General features: G+C 68.8%; 16 protein-coding genes and 1 riboswitch. Of the genes, 9 read left to right on the forward strand and 7 right to left on the reverse strand.

Going from position 1 to position 18020, the window contains the following annotated elements:
• Positions 1 to 39 precede the first annotated feature (39 nt).
• The 3 genes from ACLBYD_RS23480 to ACLBYD_RS23490 all read right to left on the reverse strand — a co-directional run bounded on the left by ACLBYD_RS23480 (position 40) and on the right by ACLBYD_RS23490 (position 3359).
• A complete protein-coding gene (locus ACLBYD_RS23480) occupies positions 40 to 1380 on the reverse strand; it encodes a hypothetical protein (RefSeq protein WP_447818344.1) in 1341 nt (446 codons plus the stop codon).
• A gap of 76 nt (positions 1381 to 1456) precedes the next feature.
• Positions 1457 to 2500 (reverse strand): NlpC/P60 family protein, encoded by a 1044-nt coding sequence (locus ACLBYD_RS23485; protein ID WP_447818359.1) that lies wholly within the window; start codon positions 2498 to 2500, stop codon positions 1457 to 1459.
• Between the two features lie 277 nt (positions 2501 to 2777).
• Positions 2778 to 3359, reverse strand: a complete 582-nt coding sequence (locus ACLBYD_RS23490; protein ID WP_059380920.1) for a C40 family peptidase — start codon at positions 3357 to 3359, stop codon at positions 2778 to 2780.
• 15 nt (positions 3360 to 3374) lie between these two features.
• A riboswitch (cyclic di-AMP (ydaO/yuaA leader) is annotated at positions 3375 to 3539 on the reverse strand.
• Between the two features lie 450 nt (positions 3540 to 3989).
• Between ACLBYD_RS23490 and ACLBYD_RS23495 the strand changes: the two genes are divergently transcribed.
• Both ACLBYD_RS23495 and ACLBYD_RS23500 read left to right on the forward strand, forming a co-directional pair.
• On the forward strand, positions 3990 to 5738 hold the full coding sequence (locus ACLBYD_RS23495; RefSeq protein ID WP_447818345.1) for a DEDD exonuclease domain-containing protein: 1749 nt from the start codon (positions 3990 to 3992) through the stop codon (positions 5736 to 5738).
• Positions 5739 to 5770: 32 nt separating this feature from the next.
• The gene (locus ACLBYD_RS23500) at positions 5771 to 6046 is read left to right on the forward strand and encodes an Lrp/AsnC family transcriptional regulator (RefSeq protein ID WP_006550005.1); all 276 of its coding nucleotides are present in this window, start codon (positions 5771 to 5773) and stop codon (positions 6044 to 6046) included.
• A gap of 74 nt (positions 6047 to 6120) precedes the next feature.
• Here the strand turns inward: ACLBYD_RS23500 and trpD are convergent, their stop codons facing one another.
• Both trpD and ACLBYD_RS23510 read right to left on the reverse strand, forming a co-directional pair.
• On the reverse strand, positions 6121 to 7200 hold the full coding sequence (gene trpD, locus ACLBYD_RS23505; RefSeq protein ID WP_447818346.1) for an anthranilate phosphoribosyltransferase: 1080 nt from the start codon (positions 7198 to 7200) through the stop codon (positions 6121 to 6123).
• Positions 7201 to 7263: 63 nt separating this feature from the next.
• Complete coding sequence (locus tag ACLBYD_RS23510) at positions 7264 to 7719, reverse strand: hypothetical protein (protein WP_447818347.1); 456 nt, start codon at positions 7717 to 7719, stop codon at positions 7264 to 7266.
• 174 nt (positions 7720 to 7893) lie between these two features.
• On the opposite strand from ACLBYD_RS23510, the gene ctaE reads away from it, so the two are divergent.
• The 6 genes from ctaE (at position 7894) to ACLBYD_RS23540 (ending at position 14105) form a co-directional block, all read left to right on the forward strand.
• Positions 7894 to 8508 carry an aa3-type cytochrome oxidase subunit III gene (ctaE, locus tag ACLBYD_RS23515; RefSeq protein WP_059380916.1) on the forward strand — a complete coding sequence of 205 codons (615 nt, stop codon included), beginning with the start codon at positions 7894 to 7896 and terminating at the stop codon, positions 8506 to 8508.
• A gap of 100 nt (positions 8509 to 8608) precedes the next feature.
• On the forward strand, positions 8609 to 9445 hold the full coding sequence (gene qcrC, locus ACLBYD_RS23520; protein WP_174479564.1) for a cytochrome bc1 complex diheme cytochrome c subunit: 837 nt from the start codon (positions 8609 to 8611) through the stop codon (positions 9443 to 9445).
• Complete coding sequence (qcrA, locus tag ACLBYD_RS23525) at positions 9442 to 10569, forward strand: cytochrome bc1 complex Rieske iron-sulfur subunit (protein WP_059380914.1); 1128 nt, start codon at positions 9442 to 9444, stop codon at positions 10567 to 10569. The genes qcrC and qcrA overlap by 4 nt, the downstream gene beginning before the upstream one ends.
• Complete coding sequence (gene qcrB / locus ACLBYD_RS23530) at positions 10566 to 12230, forward strand: cytochrome bc1 complex cytochrome b subunit (protein WP_447818348.1); 1665 nt, start codon at positions 10566 to 10568, stop codon at positions 12228 to 12230. Before qcrA ends, qcrB begins: the two co-directional genes overlap by 4 nt.
• Positions 12231 to 12382: 152 nt before the next feature.
• The gene (locus tag ACLBYD_RS23535) at positions 12383 to 13090 is read left to right on the forward strand and encodes a HEAT repeat domain-containing protein (protein WP_447818349.1); all 708 of its coding nucleotides are present in this window, start codon (positions 12383 to 12385) and stop codon (positions 13088 to 13090) included.
• A 4-nt stretch (positions 13091 to 13094) separates the two neighbouring features.
• Complete coding sequence (locus ACLBYD_RS23540) at positions 13095 to 14105, forward strand: MerR family transcriptional regulator (protein WP_447818350.1); 1011 nt, start codon at positions 13095 to 13097, stop codon at positions 14103 to 14105.
• 69 nt (positions 14106 to 14174) lie between these two features.
• On the opposite strand, the gene ACLBYD_RS23545 is transcribed toward ACLBYD_RS23540, so the two are convergent.
• Both ACLBYD_RS23545 and ctaC read right to left on the reverse strand, forming a co-directional pair.
• Positions 14175 to 14591 carry a cytochrome c oxidase subunit 4 gene (locus tag ACLBYD_RS23545; protein WP_447818351.1) on the reverse strand — a complete coding sequence of 139 codons (417 nt, stop codon included), beginning with the start codon at positions 14589 to 14591 and terminating at the stop codon, positions 14175 to 14177.
• A 33-nt stretch (positions 14592 to 14624) separates the two neighbouring features.
• Positions 14625 to 15710 (reverse strand): aa3-type cytochrome oxidase subunit II, encoded by a 1086-nt coding sequence (gene ctaC / locus ACLBYD_RS23550; RefSeq protein WP_447818352.1) that lies wholly within the window; start codon positions 15708 to 15710, stop codon positions 14625 to 14627.
• 353 nt (positions 15711 to 16063) lie between these two features.
• Here ctaC and asnB point away from each other — a divergent pair, with 353 nt between their 5' ends.
• Positions 16064 to 17989 carry an asparagine synthase (glutamine-hydrolyzing) gene (gene asnB / locus ACLBYD_RS23555; protein ID WP_447818353.1) on the forward strand — a complete coding sequence of 642 codons (1926 nt, stop codon included), beginning with the start codon at positions 16064 to 16066 and terminating at the stop codon, positions 17987 to 17989.
• The last annotated feature ends 31 nt before the right edge of the window (positions 17990 to 18020 follow it).

Below are 18020 nucleotides of genomic sequence, written 5' to 3' on the forward strand. Positions count from 1 at the left end.
TCCGGACGGTGCCGATGGGCCCGGTCCGGACCGTCCCGGTCAGCGGATGTCGCGGATGCGCTCCCCGAGCCAGCGGCCCCAGCCGTCCACGAACTCGGCGGTGTCGACGCCGAGCAGGTCGGTGAGCACGTCGTCGAGCTGCTCGTCGGTGACGGGCCCCGCGGCGAGGGCGCGGTAGAGGGAGACGAGCGTGTCGTGTCCGAACTCGTCCGCGGTGTACGCGGCGATCGACCAGGAGCTCTCGTAGGCGAGCGCCGACCGGTCGCCGGTGAAGTCACCGTCGGCGGGCAGCGACGTCGGTGCACCCGACGCCCGTACCTGCCGGGTCAGCGTCGGCGCGATCCGCTGCACGTCGACCGGCCCGGTGGCGAGGCCCTCTGCGGCCGTGCGGTGGCCGACGTAGTCGGCGAAGCCCTCGAGGACCCACATCGGGGAGCCGTCCACGGTGCCGGCGCGTGCGGCGACGTGCACCGTCTCGTGCGCGAGCACGATCCGGCGGGAGGTGTCGTCCAGCCGGTCGCTCGCGGCCGGGTTGAAGACGATGCGCTGCCCGGTGGCGATCCCGCGCTCGTGGTCGACATCATCGGAGACCGCGACGGCGGCGATGTCGTCGCCGTCGTGCCGGGGCCCCACGAGGTGCGAGAACTCCTCGCGTGAGGACGTCACGACCACCAGTGCGCGTCGCGGCCAGGAATCGCCCCACAGGTCGTCGACGGCCTCGACCACCGACGGCAGGTCGCCGGCCAGGTCGTCGACGAAGGCAACGTTGTCCGGGTGTCCGATCACGAGCGAGCGACCACCTTCGGTCTGCGCGGTCGCGAGGTGGAGGCTGCCGTGGTCCCAGGGCCCTCGCCAGGTGACGGTCTGCGCCCCGGCGAGATCGGGTGCGTCGTCGGCGATCCGCCAGCCCTGCGGCCGGTGGACGAACAGCACGGTCACCGGTCGCCGGGTGGGTACGTCGTCGATTCCGTCCACGGCGTACCGCAGGTGGACGCGGTGCGCCCGTACCTCGTCGGCCGCGAACCGGACGATCGTCTCGGGCGGCAGGGGCAGCGCGGGTTCGGAGGCGAGTTCGTAGCCGAGATCGGCGAGGGGAACGGCGGAGATCGCCGCGATCCGCTCCCGTTCGGCGTCGAGGAGTTCCGGGGACGCGTCGTCGATCAACTCCGCGAGGGACCCGTCGTCGCCGGTCCGGACGGCGTGCGCCCAGTCGTCGAGCACGACCTGCAGTTCGGCCCGTACCCGGCTGTCGGCGTCGTCGGTGTCCACCGGGTCGACGGCCAGCAGCAGTCCTGCTGTGACCAGCGCGACCACGAGTCCGGCCAGGCCGAGACGTTCCCACTTGCGGGTACCGGCGGTGAAGGGCGATCGCGCGGGCACCGCGTCAGTCTAGGTCGGTGTCCGAGGGTGGTCCCGCACGCCCTCGCCCACCGGCCGCGATCCCGCCTCTACCCGGTCAGTACCGCCGGGCGCTGTGGAACGGGAAGCGATCGATCGACTGCACCTTCACCGGCACACCGAAGGTCGACGCGTGCACCATGTTGCCGTCGCCGACGTACATGCCGACGTGGGAGGCGTCGTCGTAGAAGATCACGAGGTCGCCGGGCTGCAGATTGTCGCGGGAGACGGGGATGCCGCCCTGCGCCTGGGCCTGACTCGACCGGGGCAGTGATTTGCCGACCTGGTTGTACGCCCACACCATGAGTCCCGAGCAGTCGAACTGGTCGGGGCCGGTCGCGCCCCACACGTACGGTGAGCCGATGCGCGACAGGGCGGCGCGCAGCGCGGCGCCGTTGCTGCCGGGGACGAGGTGCTGCAGGATCTTCTCGGCGTCGAGGCCCGGAGGGAAGGGAGTGCCGGCGAGTTCGGCCTTCTCCGCGTCGCTCAGCGCCTCGAAGGCGTTCAGGACTCCTTCGATCTGCTCCTCGAGTTCGGCCTGTCGCCGCTGGAGTTCGTCGCGGAGGGTCTGGGCCTGCTCGGCGGCGGCACGTGCCTCGTCGGCGGCATGCTGTGCGGCGACGGCTGCCTCGGCCGCAGCGGCGGTGGCCGCCCGGAAGCCCTCGACCTCACGCGAGGTCTGCTCGCCCAGGACGTCGAGCAGGACCATCTGGTCGAGCATCTGCTGGGGCGAGTCGCTCACCATCACGGCGAACAGCCGGTTGGTGCGCGCACCGCGGTAGTTGGCCCGCGCGAGCTTGTCGACGGTGGGCTTGAAGCGGGCGATCTCGGCGCGAGCGGCGCCGAGCGCGTCGTCGGCGTGGCCGGCACGCACCTCGGCCTCGTGCTGCGCCGCGACCTTCGCTTCGAGATCCGCCCCGGCCGCGTGCAACGCCTCGGTGGCCTGTTCGCTGCGCCGTGACAGATCGGCGAGGTGCTCGAGGCGTGCGGCCGGGCTCTGCCCTGCGGGTTGCGCCGTCGCCGGCGCCAGAGTGAAACCGAGGACCATCATCACGAGGGCGACGACGAGCGCCGGACGGCCGGTCCGTAGCCTGTCCTGCACTCGTACGAGGTGCTTCGTCCTGTCGGAAACCACGTGGGCTCGCATCCTTTCCCAAAGGTCTCGATCAGGTTACGGAATTGCATAGGTTTGTGTCTACCTGCGAGTAGCCCTCCCACGCAGCGGCGGTTTGTGCAAGCAGTTCGCGCCTCGACAGGGACGTGCAGACACACGAGGAGGGTGGGTCCGGTACATACCGGACCCACCCTCCTCGGGCAGTGCGTCGGCGCTGGGAGCGGGGGGGTGCTCAGACCGATCGGAAGCGACGGGCGCCGACCGATCAGAAGCGACGGGCGCCGTCGACGGGCATCGAGTTCAGCGGTGCGATCTTGACCGGCTGGCTCGAGGTGGAGGCGTGCACGATGTTGCCGCCGCCGATGTAGATGCCGGTGTGGCTGCCGCCGTAGAACGACACGACGTCCCCGGGCTGCAGAGCCGCGACGTCCACCGGGGCACCGGCGGAGGCCTGCTCGTAGCTGGTGCGCGGGACGCTCAGACCGGCCTGCTTGTAGGCCCACTGCACGAGACCCGAGCAGTCGAAGGAGCTCGGGCCGGCAGCGCCGTAGACGTAGGGGGCACCGATCTTCGACTGTGCGGCGTCGGCAGCGCGCTGGCCGACAGAGCTGAAGGGGGCGGTGAAGGAACCGGCCTGAGGCGCGGGGGCGGCCTCGGGGGCCGGCGGAACGATGTTGGCGATCTCCGGCGGCACGGTCACACCGGCCGGGAGGTCGAACGTTCCGACACCGGGAATGTTGATCGGCTCGGCCATCGCCGGGCCGGCCGAGACGGTGACTGCTCCGAGAGCAATGGCACCGGCGACGAGTGCGCGCCGGACGGTGCGCTTGCTGTTGTTCGAAACCACGAGGGGACGTTCTCCGTTTCTTCCGTTCACCCGCCGACCGAGTTAGCTGACGGGTTCGGGCCGGAAGATCAGCCCTACCCCTCCCCGCGAGCGGCGGAGGGGATTCACCCCGAGTACTACGTGTGGGTCCCCGGCTCACTGCTCCCGCAGACGGGAGAAGCGATTAGGCGGTAACCGTGCGGCTCCGACCCGGGGGTGGGGCGGAAAACTCTCCGCTCGGTCTCGAAAAGATTACGAAACGGCATCGGTGAAGTCGACCGCCTTGCCGTGCTACCCGACCGTTTCGGCCCGCTCCTGGGGGAATGCCGCCGCGGGGCAACGGTCCGATAACGGCGCGGTAACGGCCACTGTTCGACGCACCTCCGCTCGAGGGAGGCCCGGCGCCCGTTTCACCCGAGTCCTTTCCGGAAGAACCAGGTCAGGGCACCCTGACTCGCCGACCGTCGACGAGGCGATGCGCCCGATTCGCCGGATTGTCGTCCTCGGAGGCCGATCGGTCTGTTTTCCGGCCTCCGCTTACCCCTCATCGAGCCGAAAAGAACGCAGTGTGATCCTCGTCTCCCCGTGCTCCGAAACCCGCTCCGAAGCCCGCGCGGCGGCGTGTCGGTGACGCTTCCTAGGCTCTGCCGCATGACCTCGCCGCAACCATCCGCCCTCGGCGTGCAACTCGGTTTCGACGAGCTCGACACTCCCCTGCGCGAGACCACCTTCGTCGTCGTCGACCTCGAGACGACGGGCGGGAAGGCGGCCGAGGACGCCATCACAGAGATCGGCGCGGTGAAGATCCGCGGGGGGGAGGTGCTCGGCGAGTTCGCGACCCTCGTCGATCCGGGACGACCCATCCCCCCGTACATCGTGCAGCTCACCGGCATCACCACCGCGATGGTCTATGCGGCTCCCAAGATCGAGGAGGTGCTGCCCGCCTTCCTGGAATTCGCGTCCGGAGCGGTGCTCGTCGCACACAACGCCGGATTCGACGTCGGCTTCCTCAAGGCCGCCACGGCGCAGTGCGAACTCGCGTGGCCCCGCTTCCAGGTGCTGTGCACCGTCAAGCTGGCCCGCCGCGTCCTCGGACGCGACGAAGCGCCGTCGGTGAAGCTGTCCGCGCTGGCCGAACTGTTCCGGGTCTCCACCGTGCCCACCCACCGCGCCCTGGACGACGCACGCGCCACCGTGGACGTCCTGCACGCCCTCATCGAACGGGTCGGCAACCAGGGCGTCCACAGCCTCACCGAGCTGCGCGACTACATGCCGGTGGTCACCGCCGAGCAGAGGGCCAAACGCGCACTCGCCGCGCATCTGCCGCGCAAACCGGGCGTCTACATGTTCCGCGGCCCGTCGGACGAGGTGCTGTACGTCGGCACGGCGGTCGACCTGCACCGGCGTGTCCGTACCTATTTCACGGGCTCCGAGACGCGACCGCGGTTGCGCGAGATGGTCGCGCTCACCACACGCATCGATCACGTCGAATGCACCCACGGGCTCGAGGCCGGCGTCCGCGAACTCCGGTTGATCGCGGCCCACACCCCTCCCTACAACCGCCGGTCGAAGTATCCGATGCGCGGTTGGTGGATCATCCTCACCGACGAGGCGTTCCCGCGCCTCGCCGTGAGCCGCACCCCCGGCCCCGACTCGGTCGGCCCGTTCTCGGTGCGCGCCGACGCCGCGGATGCCGCGGCACTGCTCGCGGAGATGTGCGGTCTGCGCACGTGCACGCGCAGGATCGGCCGTACGGCCCGCCACGGCGACCGCTGCCCGCCCGTCGCGGTCGGGGGCTGCGCCGCAGCCGCCTTCGGGGTCCAGGACGCCTCCGCCTATGCAGCCCAGGTCGAGCGTGCGCGCGCGGTCGTCCGCGGAACCGCCGACGATGCCGTCGAGACGGCGCAGGAGCGACTCGACGCCCTCGTGCGCGACCAGCTGTTCGAGAACGCCGCCCGCCTGCGCGACCGCCTCGCCGCCGCCCTCGTCGCGCTGCGGCGCACGCAACGCCTCGCGGCACTGGCGGCCGTCGACGAACTCGTCGCCGCGCGACCGCGGGCCGAGGGCGGGTGGGAGTTCGCCGTCGTGCGCGCCGGTCGTCTCGCGTCCGCCGGAGTGGCACCGCGCGGTGTGCGCCCGATGCCCGTCGTCGAGGCGATCGTCGCCGCGGCCGAGACGGTGCGGCCGTCACCCGGCCCGCTCCGGGGCGCGTCCCCGGAGGAGATCGGTCTGGTCGCACGATGGCTCGACGGCGAGGGCATCCGCATCGTCCGGGCGAGCGAGGGCTGGTGCGAACCGACACGGGGTGCGGGCCGGTGGAGCGCGTGGGCCGAGCTCGCCCGCGACGCCCGCGCGGTCCGCAGGCTCCTCTCCGCCGACGAGCCGCACCGCTTAGGCTGATGCAATCCCCGAGGAAGGTTGAAGGAGACCCCATGATCAACGCGATCGTCCTGATCGATGCCGAGGCGAACCGTATCCCCGAGACCGCGCAAGCGGTGGCCGACCTCGACGGTGTCGACACGGTGTACTCCTGCGCGGGCGACGTCGACCTCGTGGCCGTGGTCCGGGTCCGCGACCACGAGAAGATCGCGGAGGTCGTCACCCGGGGCATCAACAAGATCGACGGCGTGACGAAGACCGTCACCCACATCGCCTTCCAGTCGTACTCGAGCGCCGACGTCGAGGCCGGCTTCTCGATCGGGAACTGACGCCCCGCAGCACCACCGACGACCNCACCGATGCAGTGCGGGCCCGTCGGTCGTGTGTCCTTACTCTTCTCCGGTCATTTCTGTCCGGAACCGGCACCCAGCCGCGTGGTGACCTCGGCCCACTGCTCCAGGACGGCCGTGGCCCGGCCGCTGTCGATCGCCTCTGCCGCCGTCTCGAGCCCGGCCGTGAGGGCATCCTCGAGAACGCCGTCGACGCCCCGGAAGGCTGCGATCGCCCCGGCGGCGTTGAGGAGCACGGCATCGCGCACCGGCCCCTTCTCCCCCGCCAGCACCGCCCGCGCGATCGCCGCGTTCTCCGTGGCGTCGCCTCCGCGGAGCGCCTCGAGCGGAACCCGTTCGATACCGAGATCGCGCGGATCGAGCGTCACGACCCGGACCTCGCCGCCGTGAACGACGTGCACGCGCGAGGTCGTGGAGGTGGTCAGTTCGTCGAGACCGTCGTCGCCTCGGACGACGAGCGCCGAATTGCCGCGCTGCGCGAGCACACCGGCGACGGTCGGGACGAGCGGTTCGAAAGCGCATCCGATCAGGCCGGCGCTCGGGCGGGCCGGATTGGTGAGCGGGCCGAGGACGTTGAAGACCGTCGGGATGCCGATCTGCTTGCGCGGTGCGGCCGCGAAACGCAGCGCCGGGTGGTAGACCGGCGCAAAGCAGAATCCGATCCCGGCCTCGGCGACCGAGCGGGCCACCTCGTCGGGTCCGAGATCGATGTGCACTCCGAGCGCTTCGAGCACGTCGGCGCCGCCGCTCTTGGACGAGGCGGCGCGGTTGCCGTGCTTGACCACGCGGATACCCGCTGCGGCGACGACCAGCGAGGCCATCGTCGAGATGTTGACGGTGTTCGCCCGGTCGCCACCGGTGCCCACGACGTCGACCACGTCACCGTCGACCGGGACCAGCCGGGCGTAGTCGAGCATCGTGTCGGCGAGTGCCCGCACCTCCTCGGGTGTCTCGCCCTTCATCTTCAGAGCGACACCGAAGGCCGCGATCTGAGCGGGAGTGGCGTTGTCGGAGAAGATCTCGCTCATCGCCCATCGCGCCTCGGCGGCGGACAGGTTCTGCCCGGCGGTGAGCACTCCCAGGACGGAGGGCCAGTTCTGCGTCACCTCGTCCGCGTCTCGCGTCGCGTTCATCGCACCTGCCCTCGCCGCATCTCGCTCCTCACCGGGCACCGGCGTGCCCTCCGACCGGTCAGCTTAGCCAGCGGAATCCTGCGGTTGCAGAGCGTCCCATCCCAGAGCTGTTCCACCGAGCCGCTGGGCGAGCGAGGCCATGCGCGACTTCTCCTGCGCACAGTGCAGTGCATCGAGGACCTGCACGCGCTGCAGGATCACCGAAGCGCCCTCGACGGCCGCGGGTGGGACGTTCCCGTCGCCGGTCCCGGCCACGACGTAGCCATCCTGCCCGGCCAGTTCCGCCGCCCGGTCCACCCTGTCGGCGGGCAGGGCGAGGTGGTGCCGCAGAACCGCCTCGTCCTCGGCCTGCCACGCAGGTGTCGCCTCGGCGGCACGCTCGAGCGCCGTCGAACACGCCTCCGCGTCGTCGAAGGACGAGACGACCACGACCAGGTCGGCCCGGTTCGCGTCGAGCGGTTCGCTGCGCCGGCCGACCAGGGACCGCAGCCACCCCCGAAGACCCTTTCCGGTACTCATGTCACCACCATCGCACGTGACCTCCGCGACCCTCCGAAATGTCCCGTGTGGCACCCCTCCGAGCACCCGCCACCGAGTGCCCACCTGGAGAAATACAGGTCCGGGACCTGCACGGACGCGCCGATTTCGGCCCCGATTGCCCAAGACGTACTACGACGGGTCATACTAGCCAGCGTGACGAGCGCAGTAGGGACTTCAGGATCTGCAATCACACAGCGCGTGCACTCGTTGAACCGGCCCAACCTGGTCAGCGTCGGCACCATCGTGTGGTTGTCCAGTGAGCTCATGTTTTTCGCAGGGCTCTTCGCCATGTACTTCGTGGCACGGGCACAGGCCCCGGAGGGCATGTGGCCGCCCCCGCCCACCCACTTGAACCTGTGGTTGGCGGTACCGATCACCATGGTGCTGATCGCTTCTTCCTTCACCTGCCAGCTGGGCGTCTTCGCCGCCGAGCGCGGCGACGTCTTCGGCCTGCGACGGTGGTACATCGTCACCCTCGCCATGGGCACCTTCTTCGTGCTCGGCCAGGGCTACGAGTACATCACCCTGGTGAAGGACGGCACGACCATCCCCGGCAGCGTGTACGGCTCGGTGTTCTACATGACCACCGGTTTCCACGGCCTGCACGTCATCGGCGGCCTCATCGCATTCGTGTTCCTGCTGTTCCGCACGAAGGTCAGCAAGTTCACGCCTGCGCAGGCCACTGCAGCCATCGTCGTTTCGTATTACTGGCACTTCGTCGACATCGTTTGGATCGCGCTGTTTGCCACGATTTATTTCATCCGTTAGCCAGCTGAACGCCCAGGCAGCCCCCTGACGTCCAGTCCGTCCCGACATAAAAAAAGGGATACAGATGAGTTCATCCCCACCTCTCGCCTCCGAGGGTGACATGCCCGGTCGATCCTCTGCAGCCGATGCTGCGAAGTCCCGCCGCCAGCGCAAGATGCGCCGGCGCGTCACCGGAGCGTTGGTCCTCGCGCTCGGTCTCCTCAGCGCAGGCTTCATCGCCTCCGCGCTGACACCTGCCCCGCAGGTGGCTACAGCGCAGGACGACCAGAGCGCTCTGATCCGCGAGGGTCAGCAGCTCTACGAGACCTCCTGCGTGACCTGTCACGGTGTCAACCTCCAGGGTGTCCAGGACCGCGGTCCCAGCCTGATCGGTGTCGGCGAGGCCGCCGTCTACTTCCAGGTCTCCTCGGGCCGCATGCCGATGATGCGCAACGAGGCCCAGGCCCTCCGCAAGGACCCGAAGTTCGACGGTGCGCAGGTCGACGCCCTCGGCGCGTACATCCAGGCCAACGGTGGAGGCCCGACGGTCATCCGCGACGAGAACGGCGAGATCGCCCAGTCGTCGCTGCGCGGCAACGACATCGGACGCGGTTCGGAGCTCTTCCGCCAGAACTGCGCGTCGTGCCACAACTTCACCGGGCGCGGCGGCGCGCTCTCGTCCGGCAAGTTCGCACCGAACCTGGATCCGGCCAACGAGCAGCAGATCTACACCGCGATGCTCACCGGCCCCCAGAACATGCCGAAGTTCTCCGATCGTCAGCTGACGGTCGAGGAGAAGCAGGACATCATCGCGTACATCAAGTCCGCCAGTGAGACGAGAGACCCGGGTGGCTACGGGCTCGGCGGCTTCGGCCCCGGTGCCGAAGGGCCGACCATGTGGGTCGTCGGCATGGTCGCCGTCGTCGGCGCTGCACTGTGGATCGGAGCAAGGTCATGAGTGGCGGCGAAACGCCGAACAAGCACACGGTCGAAGATCTCGACCGGATGAGCCGGGACGACCTCGTCACGCTCGGCACGAACCTCGACGGTGTCGACGTCGCGTTCCGCAAGGACCGCTGGCCCGTCGAAGGCACCCGTGCCGAGAAGCGGGCCGAGCGCAACGTCGCCTTCTGGTTCGCCCTCGCGGGCATCGCGGGTGTCGCGTTCATCGCGATCTACCTGTTCTGGCCGTGGGAGTACCAGGGCATCGGCGACGAGAACTACGGCTGGTACAGCCTCTACACCCCGATGCTCGGCCTGACCCTGGGTCTGGCCATCCTCGGCATCGGCGTGGGCGCGGTGCAGTTCACCAAGAAGTTCATCCCGGAGGAGGTGTCGATCCAGGATCGGCACGACGGCGGCTCGCCCGAGGTCGATCGCAAGACGATCGTCGCCGAGCTCTCCGACTCGCTCGAGACGTCCACCCTGCCGCGTCGCAAGCTGATCAAGCGCACCGCGATCTTCGGTGGTGGCGCGCTCGGCCTCGGTCTGATCATGCCGCTCGGCGGCCTGATCAAGAACCCGTGGGCCGAGGGTGACCAGTCGTCGCTGTGGGTGTCGGGCTGGACCCCGCGCTACCCGGGCGAGACCATCTACCTGCGTCGCGACACCGGTCGTCCCCAGGACATCGTCCTGGTGCGCCCGGAGGACCTCGACGCCGGCGGTATGGAGACGGTGTTCCCGTTCCGCGAGTCCGATCGCGGTGACGATCACGCTCTGCTGCAGAGCCTGCGCGGCATCCGCAACGCCGTCATGCTCATCCGCCTGCGCACCGAGGACACCGAGCGTGTCGTCAAGCGCAAGGGCCAGGAGAGCTTCAACTACGGCGACTACTTCGCGTACTCGAAGATCTGCACGCACCTCGGCTGCCCGACCTCGCTCTACGAGCAGCAGACGCACCGCATCCTGTGCCCGTGCCACCAGTCGCAGTTCGATGCGCTGGAGTACGGCAAGCCGATTTTCGGTCCCGCTGCTCGCGCACTGCCGCAGCTTCCGATTACAGTGAACGAAGAGGGCTTCCTGGTCGCCAACGGTGACTTCATCGAGGCACTCGGCCCGGCATTCTGGGAGCGTCGCCCGTGAGTACTGCAACCCCGTCCCGCGCCGCACAGATCGGCGAGAATCTCGATTCTCGCTACCACCTGTCCGCGGGCATCCGCCGCCAGATCAACAAGGTGTTCCCCACCCACTGGTCCTTCCTCCTGGGTGAGATCGCGCTCTACAGCTTCGTCATCCTGTTGATCTCGGGTGTCTTCCTCACCCTGTTCTTCGACCCGTCGATGGCGCACGTCATCTACGACGGCGTCTACACGCCGCTGCGCGGTGTGGGTATGTCCCGCGCCTACGAGACGACCCTGAACCTCTCCTTCGAGGTCCGCGGTGGTCTGTTCGTGCGGCAGATCCACCATTGGGCAGCACTGATGTTCGCAGCGTCGATCGTCGTCCACCTGCTGCGCGTGTTCTTCACCGGTGCGTTCCGGCGTCCGCGTGAGGCCAACTGGGTGATCGGCTCGCTGCTGCTCATCCTGGCGATGTTCGAAGGCTTCTTCGGTTACTCGCTCCCCGACGACCTGCTCTCGGGCACCGGCCTCCGCGCCGCGTTCTCGGGCATCACGCTCTCGATCCCGATCATCGGTTCGTGGATGCACTGGGCGATCTTCGGTGGCGACTTCCCGGGTGAGCTGATCATCCCGCGCTTCTACGTCCTGCACGTGCTGCTCGTCCCGGGCATCATCCTGGCCCTGATCGCCGCGCACCTCGCGCTGGTCTGGTACCAGAAGCACACGCAGTTCCCCGGCCCCGGCCGCACGGAGCAGAACGTCGTCGGCGTTCGTATCCTCCCGGTCTTCGCCGTCAAGTCGGGTGCTTTCTTCGCGATGACCTTCGCGGTGCTCGCCCTGATGTCCGGCCTGCTGCAGATCAACCCGGTCTGGAACATCGGCCCGTACAACCCGTCGCAGGTGTCCGCCGGCTCGCAGCCCGACATCTACATGATGTGGACGGACGGCATGGCCCGTATCTGGCCCGCCTGGGAGCTGTACCTGTTCGGCCGGTACACGATCCCGCAGCCGTTCTGGATCGCGTTGATCATGGGCCTGGTGTTCGTCGTGCTCACGGTCTACCCGTGGATCGAGAAGAAGTTCACGAAGGACGACGCACACCACAACCTGCTGCAGCGTCCGCGCGACGTGCCGGTCCGCACCGGCATCGGGTTCATGGCCCTGGCGTTCTATGCCGTCGCCACGATCATGTGTGTCAACGACATCATCGCGTACAAGTTCGACATCTCGATCAACGCGACGACCTGGATGGGCCGCATCGGTCTCGTCCTGCTCCCGCCGCTCGCCTACTACATCGCGTACCGGTTCTGCCTGGGTCTGCAGCGCAGCGACCGCCAGGTGCTCGAGCACGGCATCGAGACGGGCATCGTCCGTCGCCTGCCGACCGGCGAGTACATCGAGATCCACCAGCCGCTCGGCCCGGTGGACGAGCACGGCCATCCGATCCCGCTGGAGTACCAGGCCGCCCCGATTCCGAAGCGGATGAACAAGCTCGGCACCGCCGGCAAACCCGGCTCCGGCAGCTGGTGGAGCCCGGACCCGGCCGACGAGGCCGCCGCGCTCGAGGCCGCCCACCACGAGGCCCAGCTCGAGCTGCGGAACACGCTCCGCGAGTACCAGGAGCGCGTCCACGGCAACGGAGACGGCGCAGCCCAGCTGCCCGCCGACAAGTCGCAGCACTGATCCGCACCAGCGGCTCGTAACGGGGCCCCGGNCCGGGGCCCCGTTCGTCGTTCGTGGGTCCTCCCCTCCCCCACCGGATATCGTCCGGGGCGTACGTCTTGACCTTGACACTGTGACAAGCGCTCGAATGGGTCGTGAAGGAGGTGCCTCCCATGCGCATACATCACGACCCGTCCACCCGCCTCGTCGAGGCCCTGTCCACCCGCCTCGTCGAGGCCCTGTCCACCCGCCTCGTCGAGGCCCTGTCCGCCGACGACGCCTCCGTGCGTCTGCGCGCCGCACTCGAGTCGGGTACCGCAGCCGATCCCGGGACGGTGACGGCTCTCGTCGACCGGTGCGCGGTGGAGCCGGACTTCTTCGTCCGCGACATGTTGACCTGGGCGCTGTGCCGCCTGCCGGCCGGGATGACGGTGCCGCGGCTGCTCGCCGAGCTCGGTTCGGATGTCTCGCAGGCGCGCAGTCAGGCCCTGCACACGTTGTCGAAGATCGGCGATCCCGTCGCATGGCCGAAGGTTTCAGGGATGCTCCACGACGAGCACGACGAGGTGGCACGCAGCGCGTGGCGCGCGGCGGTCGCTCTCGTGCCACCGGGCTCGGAAAGCGGCCTCGCTGCGGCTCTCGGCGCCGAACTGGGCCGCGGCGACCACGACCTGCAATTGAGCCTCGGTCGCGCTCTCGCGGCACTCGACGAGGCCGCAGTGCCGGTCCTGCACGCGGCGATGCACAGCTCCGACCCGCGCGTCCGCGCCCACGCGGAGGCCACCGAACGGATCCGCGTCGACCCCGACAGCGCGTTCGTCCTCTCCGTGGAGTCGGCGAAACGTGTTGCCGCACTCGGCGCGGACGGGATCCGGGAGTGAGCCGGTGCTGATCGGTGAGGTCTCGCGGCGCTCCGGTGTCAGCACCCGCATGCTGCGGCACTACGACCGCCTGGGGCTGGTGACGCCGACGGGCCGCACCTCGGGCGGTTACCGCGAGTACACCGAGGACGACCTCCGGAGGCTCTTCCACGTGGAGAGTCTCCGGAGTCTCGGCCTGTCGCTGAACGAGGTCGGACGAGCGCTGGGGGAACCGGATTTCGCTCCGGCGGAGCTGGTGCAGGAGCTGATCCGGCACACGCGCGAACGGATCGCCGCCGAGACCGAACTCCTCGCTCGTCTCGAAGGCGTCGACTCGGCGTCCCCCAGCGGTTGGGACGACGTCCTGCGCCTCGTCGCGCTGTTGCGCGCGTTCGAATCCGATTCCGGCTCTCGCCGCCAGCAGGCGATCCTGTCCCAGGACGAGGACACGACGCTGCCGGTCGCGGCGCTGGTCCGGGCGGCGCTGTCGGAGGAGGACCCGTTCGTCGCCGGCGCGTTGCGGTGGTCGCTCGCCCGAGCGGCGGACGAGGTCGACGCTGCGCTGCCGGCACTCGCGGAGGGCCTTCACTCCGACGAGGTGCCGGTTCGGCGACGGGCGATCGCGACACTCGCGGAACTCCGTGTGCCCGAATCGACGACGCTCCTGGAGAAGGCACTCGACGACGCCGATTCCAAGGCGCGCTCCACGGCGGCTCTGACGCTCGGGGGGCGAGGGGTGGACGCGGCCGTCCCCGTGCTCGTGGAGATGATCGTGGAGGGCCGGTCCGACGTCGAGGCCGCCGAGGTACTCGGCCTGCTTGCGGATCGGCCGCTGTCGTCCGCCGAGATCGTGCGGTCGCTGCAGCACGCGCTCGGCGGCTCGGACGATGCCGGTGTCCGGCTACGTCTCACGCAGGCACTCGCGGAGATCCCCGGGTCGGCCGCCGAGGATGCTCTCGAGGCTCTGACCGGCGACCCGGATCGCACGGTCGCAGCGACCGCGAGGGTCGTCCTCACCACCCGCGGGGCTTCCTGAAGAACGAAACCTCGAGAACGCCACCGGAAACGACACGGNGCGGCGCCCGTGTGCGTCGAGAGTGTCGGCTCAGTGCTTCTCGGGTCCGATGTGGTACTCGAAGACCAGGCCGGCTGCGGCGGCGATGATGAGTGCGACCGCGAGGACGATCATCCAGGGCTGGTAGAAGGCCAGCGCGATGGCGGCGAAAGCGGCCGCACCGGCGAGCAGGATCGGCCAGTAGCTACCCGCACTGAAGAAACCGAGGTCGCCCGCGCCGTCGCTGACCTCGGCGTCCTCGTAGTCCTCGGGACGGGTGTCGAGACGACGCGCGACGAAGCGGAAGTACGTTCCGACGATCAGGGTCAGACCGGCGGAGAGGACGATGGCCGTGAGGCCGGCCCATTCGATGCCCTTGTCCGAGAGCCCGGTGAACACGCCGTACACGATGGCGACGAGCACGAAGAACACCGTCACGACCTCGAAGAGCTTGGCTTCGATTTTCATATCAGCACTTGTCCTTGTCGGAGGGGGTGGCCGTCACTCGCCTGCGGCGACGGTCGCCGACCGGTCCGTGCGGTCGGTCTTGAACGGAGTCGTCGAGGTCGCGATCGGACTCTGGCCGATGGCTTCGAGCGCACGAGCGTTCGACAGGCCTTCGCCGCCGTCCTCGACCGGCTTGCGGAGCTCGATGTACCGGGCGAAGTCCTCCGGGCTGACCGCGCGGACCTCGAAGTTCATCATCGCGTGGTAGGTGCCGCACATCTCGGCGCAGCGGCCGACGAACGCGCCCTCACGGTCGATCTCGGAGATCTGGAAGACCGGATCGGAGTTGTTCTCACGCGGGTTCGGGTTCACGTCGCGCTTGAACAGGAACTCCGGCACCCAGAAAGCGTGGATCACATCGGACGACGCGAGGTGGAACTCGATGCGCTTGCCGGTGGGAAGCACGAGCACCGGAATCTCTTCGCTGGTGCCGATCGTCTCGATCTTGTCGTAGTGGAGGTAGGACAGGTCCTCCGCCGGCTTGCCGTGGATGGGGCCCGGAGCCTCGTGCTCGCCGCCCTCTCCACCACCGTGCTCACCTTCGGTGCCCGGCTCGTACGGCTGCAGTGCGACCGCGTCCTGGGCGACCTCGTCGGTGCCCTCGTACCGCGCGGTGCCGTCCTGCAGATCGATGGTCCGGTAACCGAACTTCCAGTTCCACTGGAACGCCGTCACGTCGACGACGACGTTCGGGTTGTCCTCCTTGTCCAGGACGTAGTTCTGGACCACGACCGTGAAGTAGAAGAGGACACACACGGCGACGAACGGCGCCGCGGTGTAAGCCAGCTCGAGCGGCACGTTGTACGCCGTCTGACGCGGGAACTCCGGATCGTCCTTCCGACGCCGGTAGGCGATGATCACCCAGAAGGTGAGTCCCCACACGAGAATTCCCATGACGAGGGCGGCGACAACCGACCACGTCCACAGTTCACGCATACGCTCGGCCTGAGGAGTGATGCCCTCCGGCCAGCCGAAACGAAGGATTTCTTCGCTCGAGCACCCGGTCAGCACCAAGGCTGCAATGCCGAGTGATGCTGCGAGCCCGAACCGCCGAAGGATCCGACCTTGCGCCACGTTCACGCCTTCCTGATCGCCGCAATTCCACTAGGGCACACCCGGAGGGCCGGCCCAATTACTACGCAGCGTAGACCAAACCCGGGCGCTATCCATCGCCGGGGCACGAAGAAAGTGTCGGACTGGGCGTTTCGACCGGAAGACCCGGCTCGTGACGTCGGTTTTCTCCTGTCGGGCGAGTGATCGTCGGTGGCGTCCGGGCGCGGCTGCCCGGTGTCGACCGTCTGCGGCATACTTCGGTAGAACCAACGCCGGACCCCGAGTGGTAGTTCCCGGTGTCATGCGCGGTGCGGTGTCCCGCGCTGGGCACCCACCGGGGTTCTTCGCGACACCCCCGACCGGAATGAGGTAACCCACGCGTGTGCGGATTGCTCGGGTTTCTGACCACTGACGGCACCAGCGACGACGCCGTCGCGAAGGTGGACTCCGCGATGCACTGCCTGCGCCATCGCGGCCCCGACGAGCACGGCACCTGGCACGACGCCGACCTCGTCTTCGGATTCAACCGGTTGTCGATCATCGACATCGCGCACTCGCACCAGCCGCTGCGCTGGGGCCCGCCGGAGCAGCCCGACCGCTACGCGCTGACCTTCAACGGTGAGATCTACAACTATCTCGAACTGCGCAAGGAGCTCACCGAGACCTTCGGTACCTCCTTCGCGACCGAGGGCGACAGCGAGGCGATCGTCGCGGCCTATCACCACTGGGGAGTGCGCGCGGTCCAGCGCCTGCGGGGCATGTTCGCCTTCGCGATCTGGGACACGCACACCCGCGAGCTGTTCGTCGCCCGCGACCCGTTCGGCATCAAACCGCTGTTCCTCGCGACCGGCACCGGCGGTACGGCTTTCGGCAGCGAGAAGAAGAGCCTGCTCGAGCTCGCCGACGTGATCGGCATCGATACCGAGCTCGATCCTCGTGCGATCGAGCACTACACGGTGCTGCAGTACGTTCCCGAGCCCGAGACGCTGCACCGGCGGATCCGCCGCCTCGAGTCGGGCTGCTACGCGCGTATCACGCCCGGCGCCGAGCCCGAGATCACCCGCTACTTCCACCCCACCTTCCCGGTCCGGCCGTTCGCGGCGGGCCGCGAGCAGGACCGCTACCGCGAGATCGCCGAGGCCCTCGAGGACTCGGTGGCCAAGCACATGCGCGCCGACGTGACCGTCGGGTCGTTCCTCTCGGGTGGCATCGACTCCACGGCCATCGCCGCGCTGGCGATGCGCCACAACCCGAAGCTCATCACCTTCACCGCGGGTTTCGAGCGGGAGGGCTACTCCGAGGTCGACGTCGCCGCGGAGTCGGCGGCCGCGATCGGTGCCCGGCACGTGGTGCGGGTGGTCTCCCCCAGCGAGTTCGCCGCGGCGATCCCGGAGATCATCTGGTACCTCGACGACCCGGTGGCCGACCCCGCGCTCGTGCCGCTGTGGTTCATCGCCCGGGAGGCCCGCAAGCACGTCAAGGTCGTGCTGTCCGGTGAGGGCGCCGACGAGCTGTTCGGCGGGTACACGATCTACCGCGAGCCGCTGTCGCTGCGTCCGTTCGAGTTCCTGCCGCCGGCGCTGCGCCGGGCCGCCGGGAAGCTTTCGGAGCGCATCCCCGAGGGCACCCGAGGCAAGAGCCTGCTGCACCGTGGCTCGATGACGCTCGAGGAGCGCTACTACGGCAACGCCCGCAGCTTCAACGACGCGCAGCTGCGCTCGGTGCTGCGCGACTTCCGTCCGGAATGGACGCACCAGGACGTCACCGCCCCGATCTACGCGCAGTCTGCCGGCTGGGATCCGGTGGCACGGATGCAGCATCTCGACCTGTTCACGTGGCTGCGCGGCGACATCCTCGTCAAGGCCGACAAGATGACGATGGCCAACTCGCTCGAGCTGCGCGTGCCGTTCCTGGACTCCGAGGTGTTCCGGGTGGCGTCGCAGGTTCCGCTGGACCAGAAGATCACGAAACAGACGACGAAGTATGCGCTGCGGCAGGCGCTGGAGGGCATCGTCCCGCCACACGTGCTGCACCGCGCGAAGCTGGGCTTCCCGGTGCCGCTGCGGCACTGGCTGGCCGGCACGGAGCTGTTCGACTGGGCGCACGAGGTGATCGCCGAGTCGCAGACCGATCACCTGCTCGACAAGGCCGCGGTGGCGAAGATGCTCGACGAGCACCGGACCGGCCCGATCGATCACAGCCGTCGTCTGTGGACGGTGCTGTGCTTCATGGTCTGGCACGGCATCTTCGTGGAGAAGCGCATCGTGCCGCAGATCCAGGAGCCGGCCTACCCGGTCGAGATCTGATCACCCAACCCGTACGCGACGGCCGCGAACA

It is taken from the genome of Rhodococcus sp. C26F (assembly GCF_053345925.1).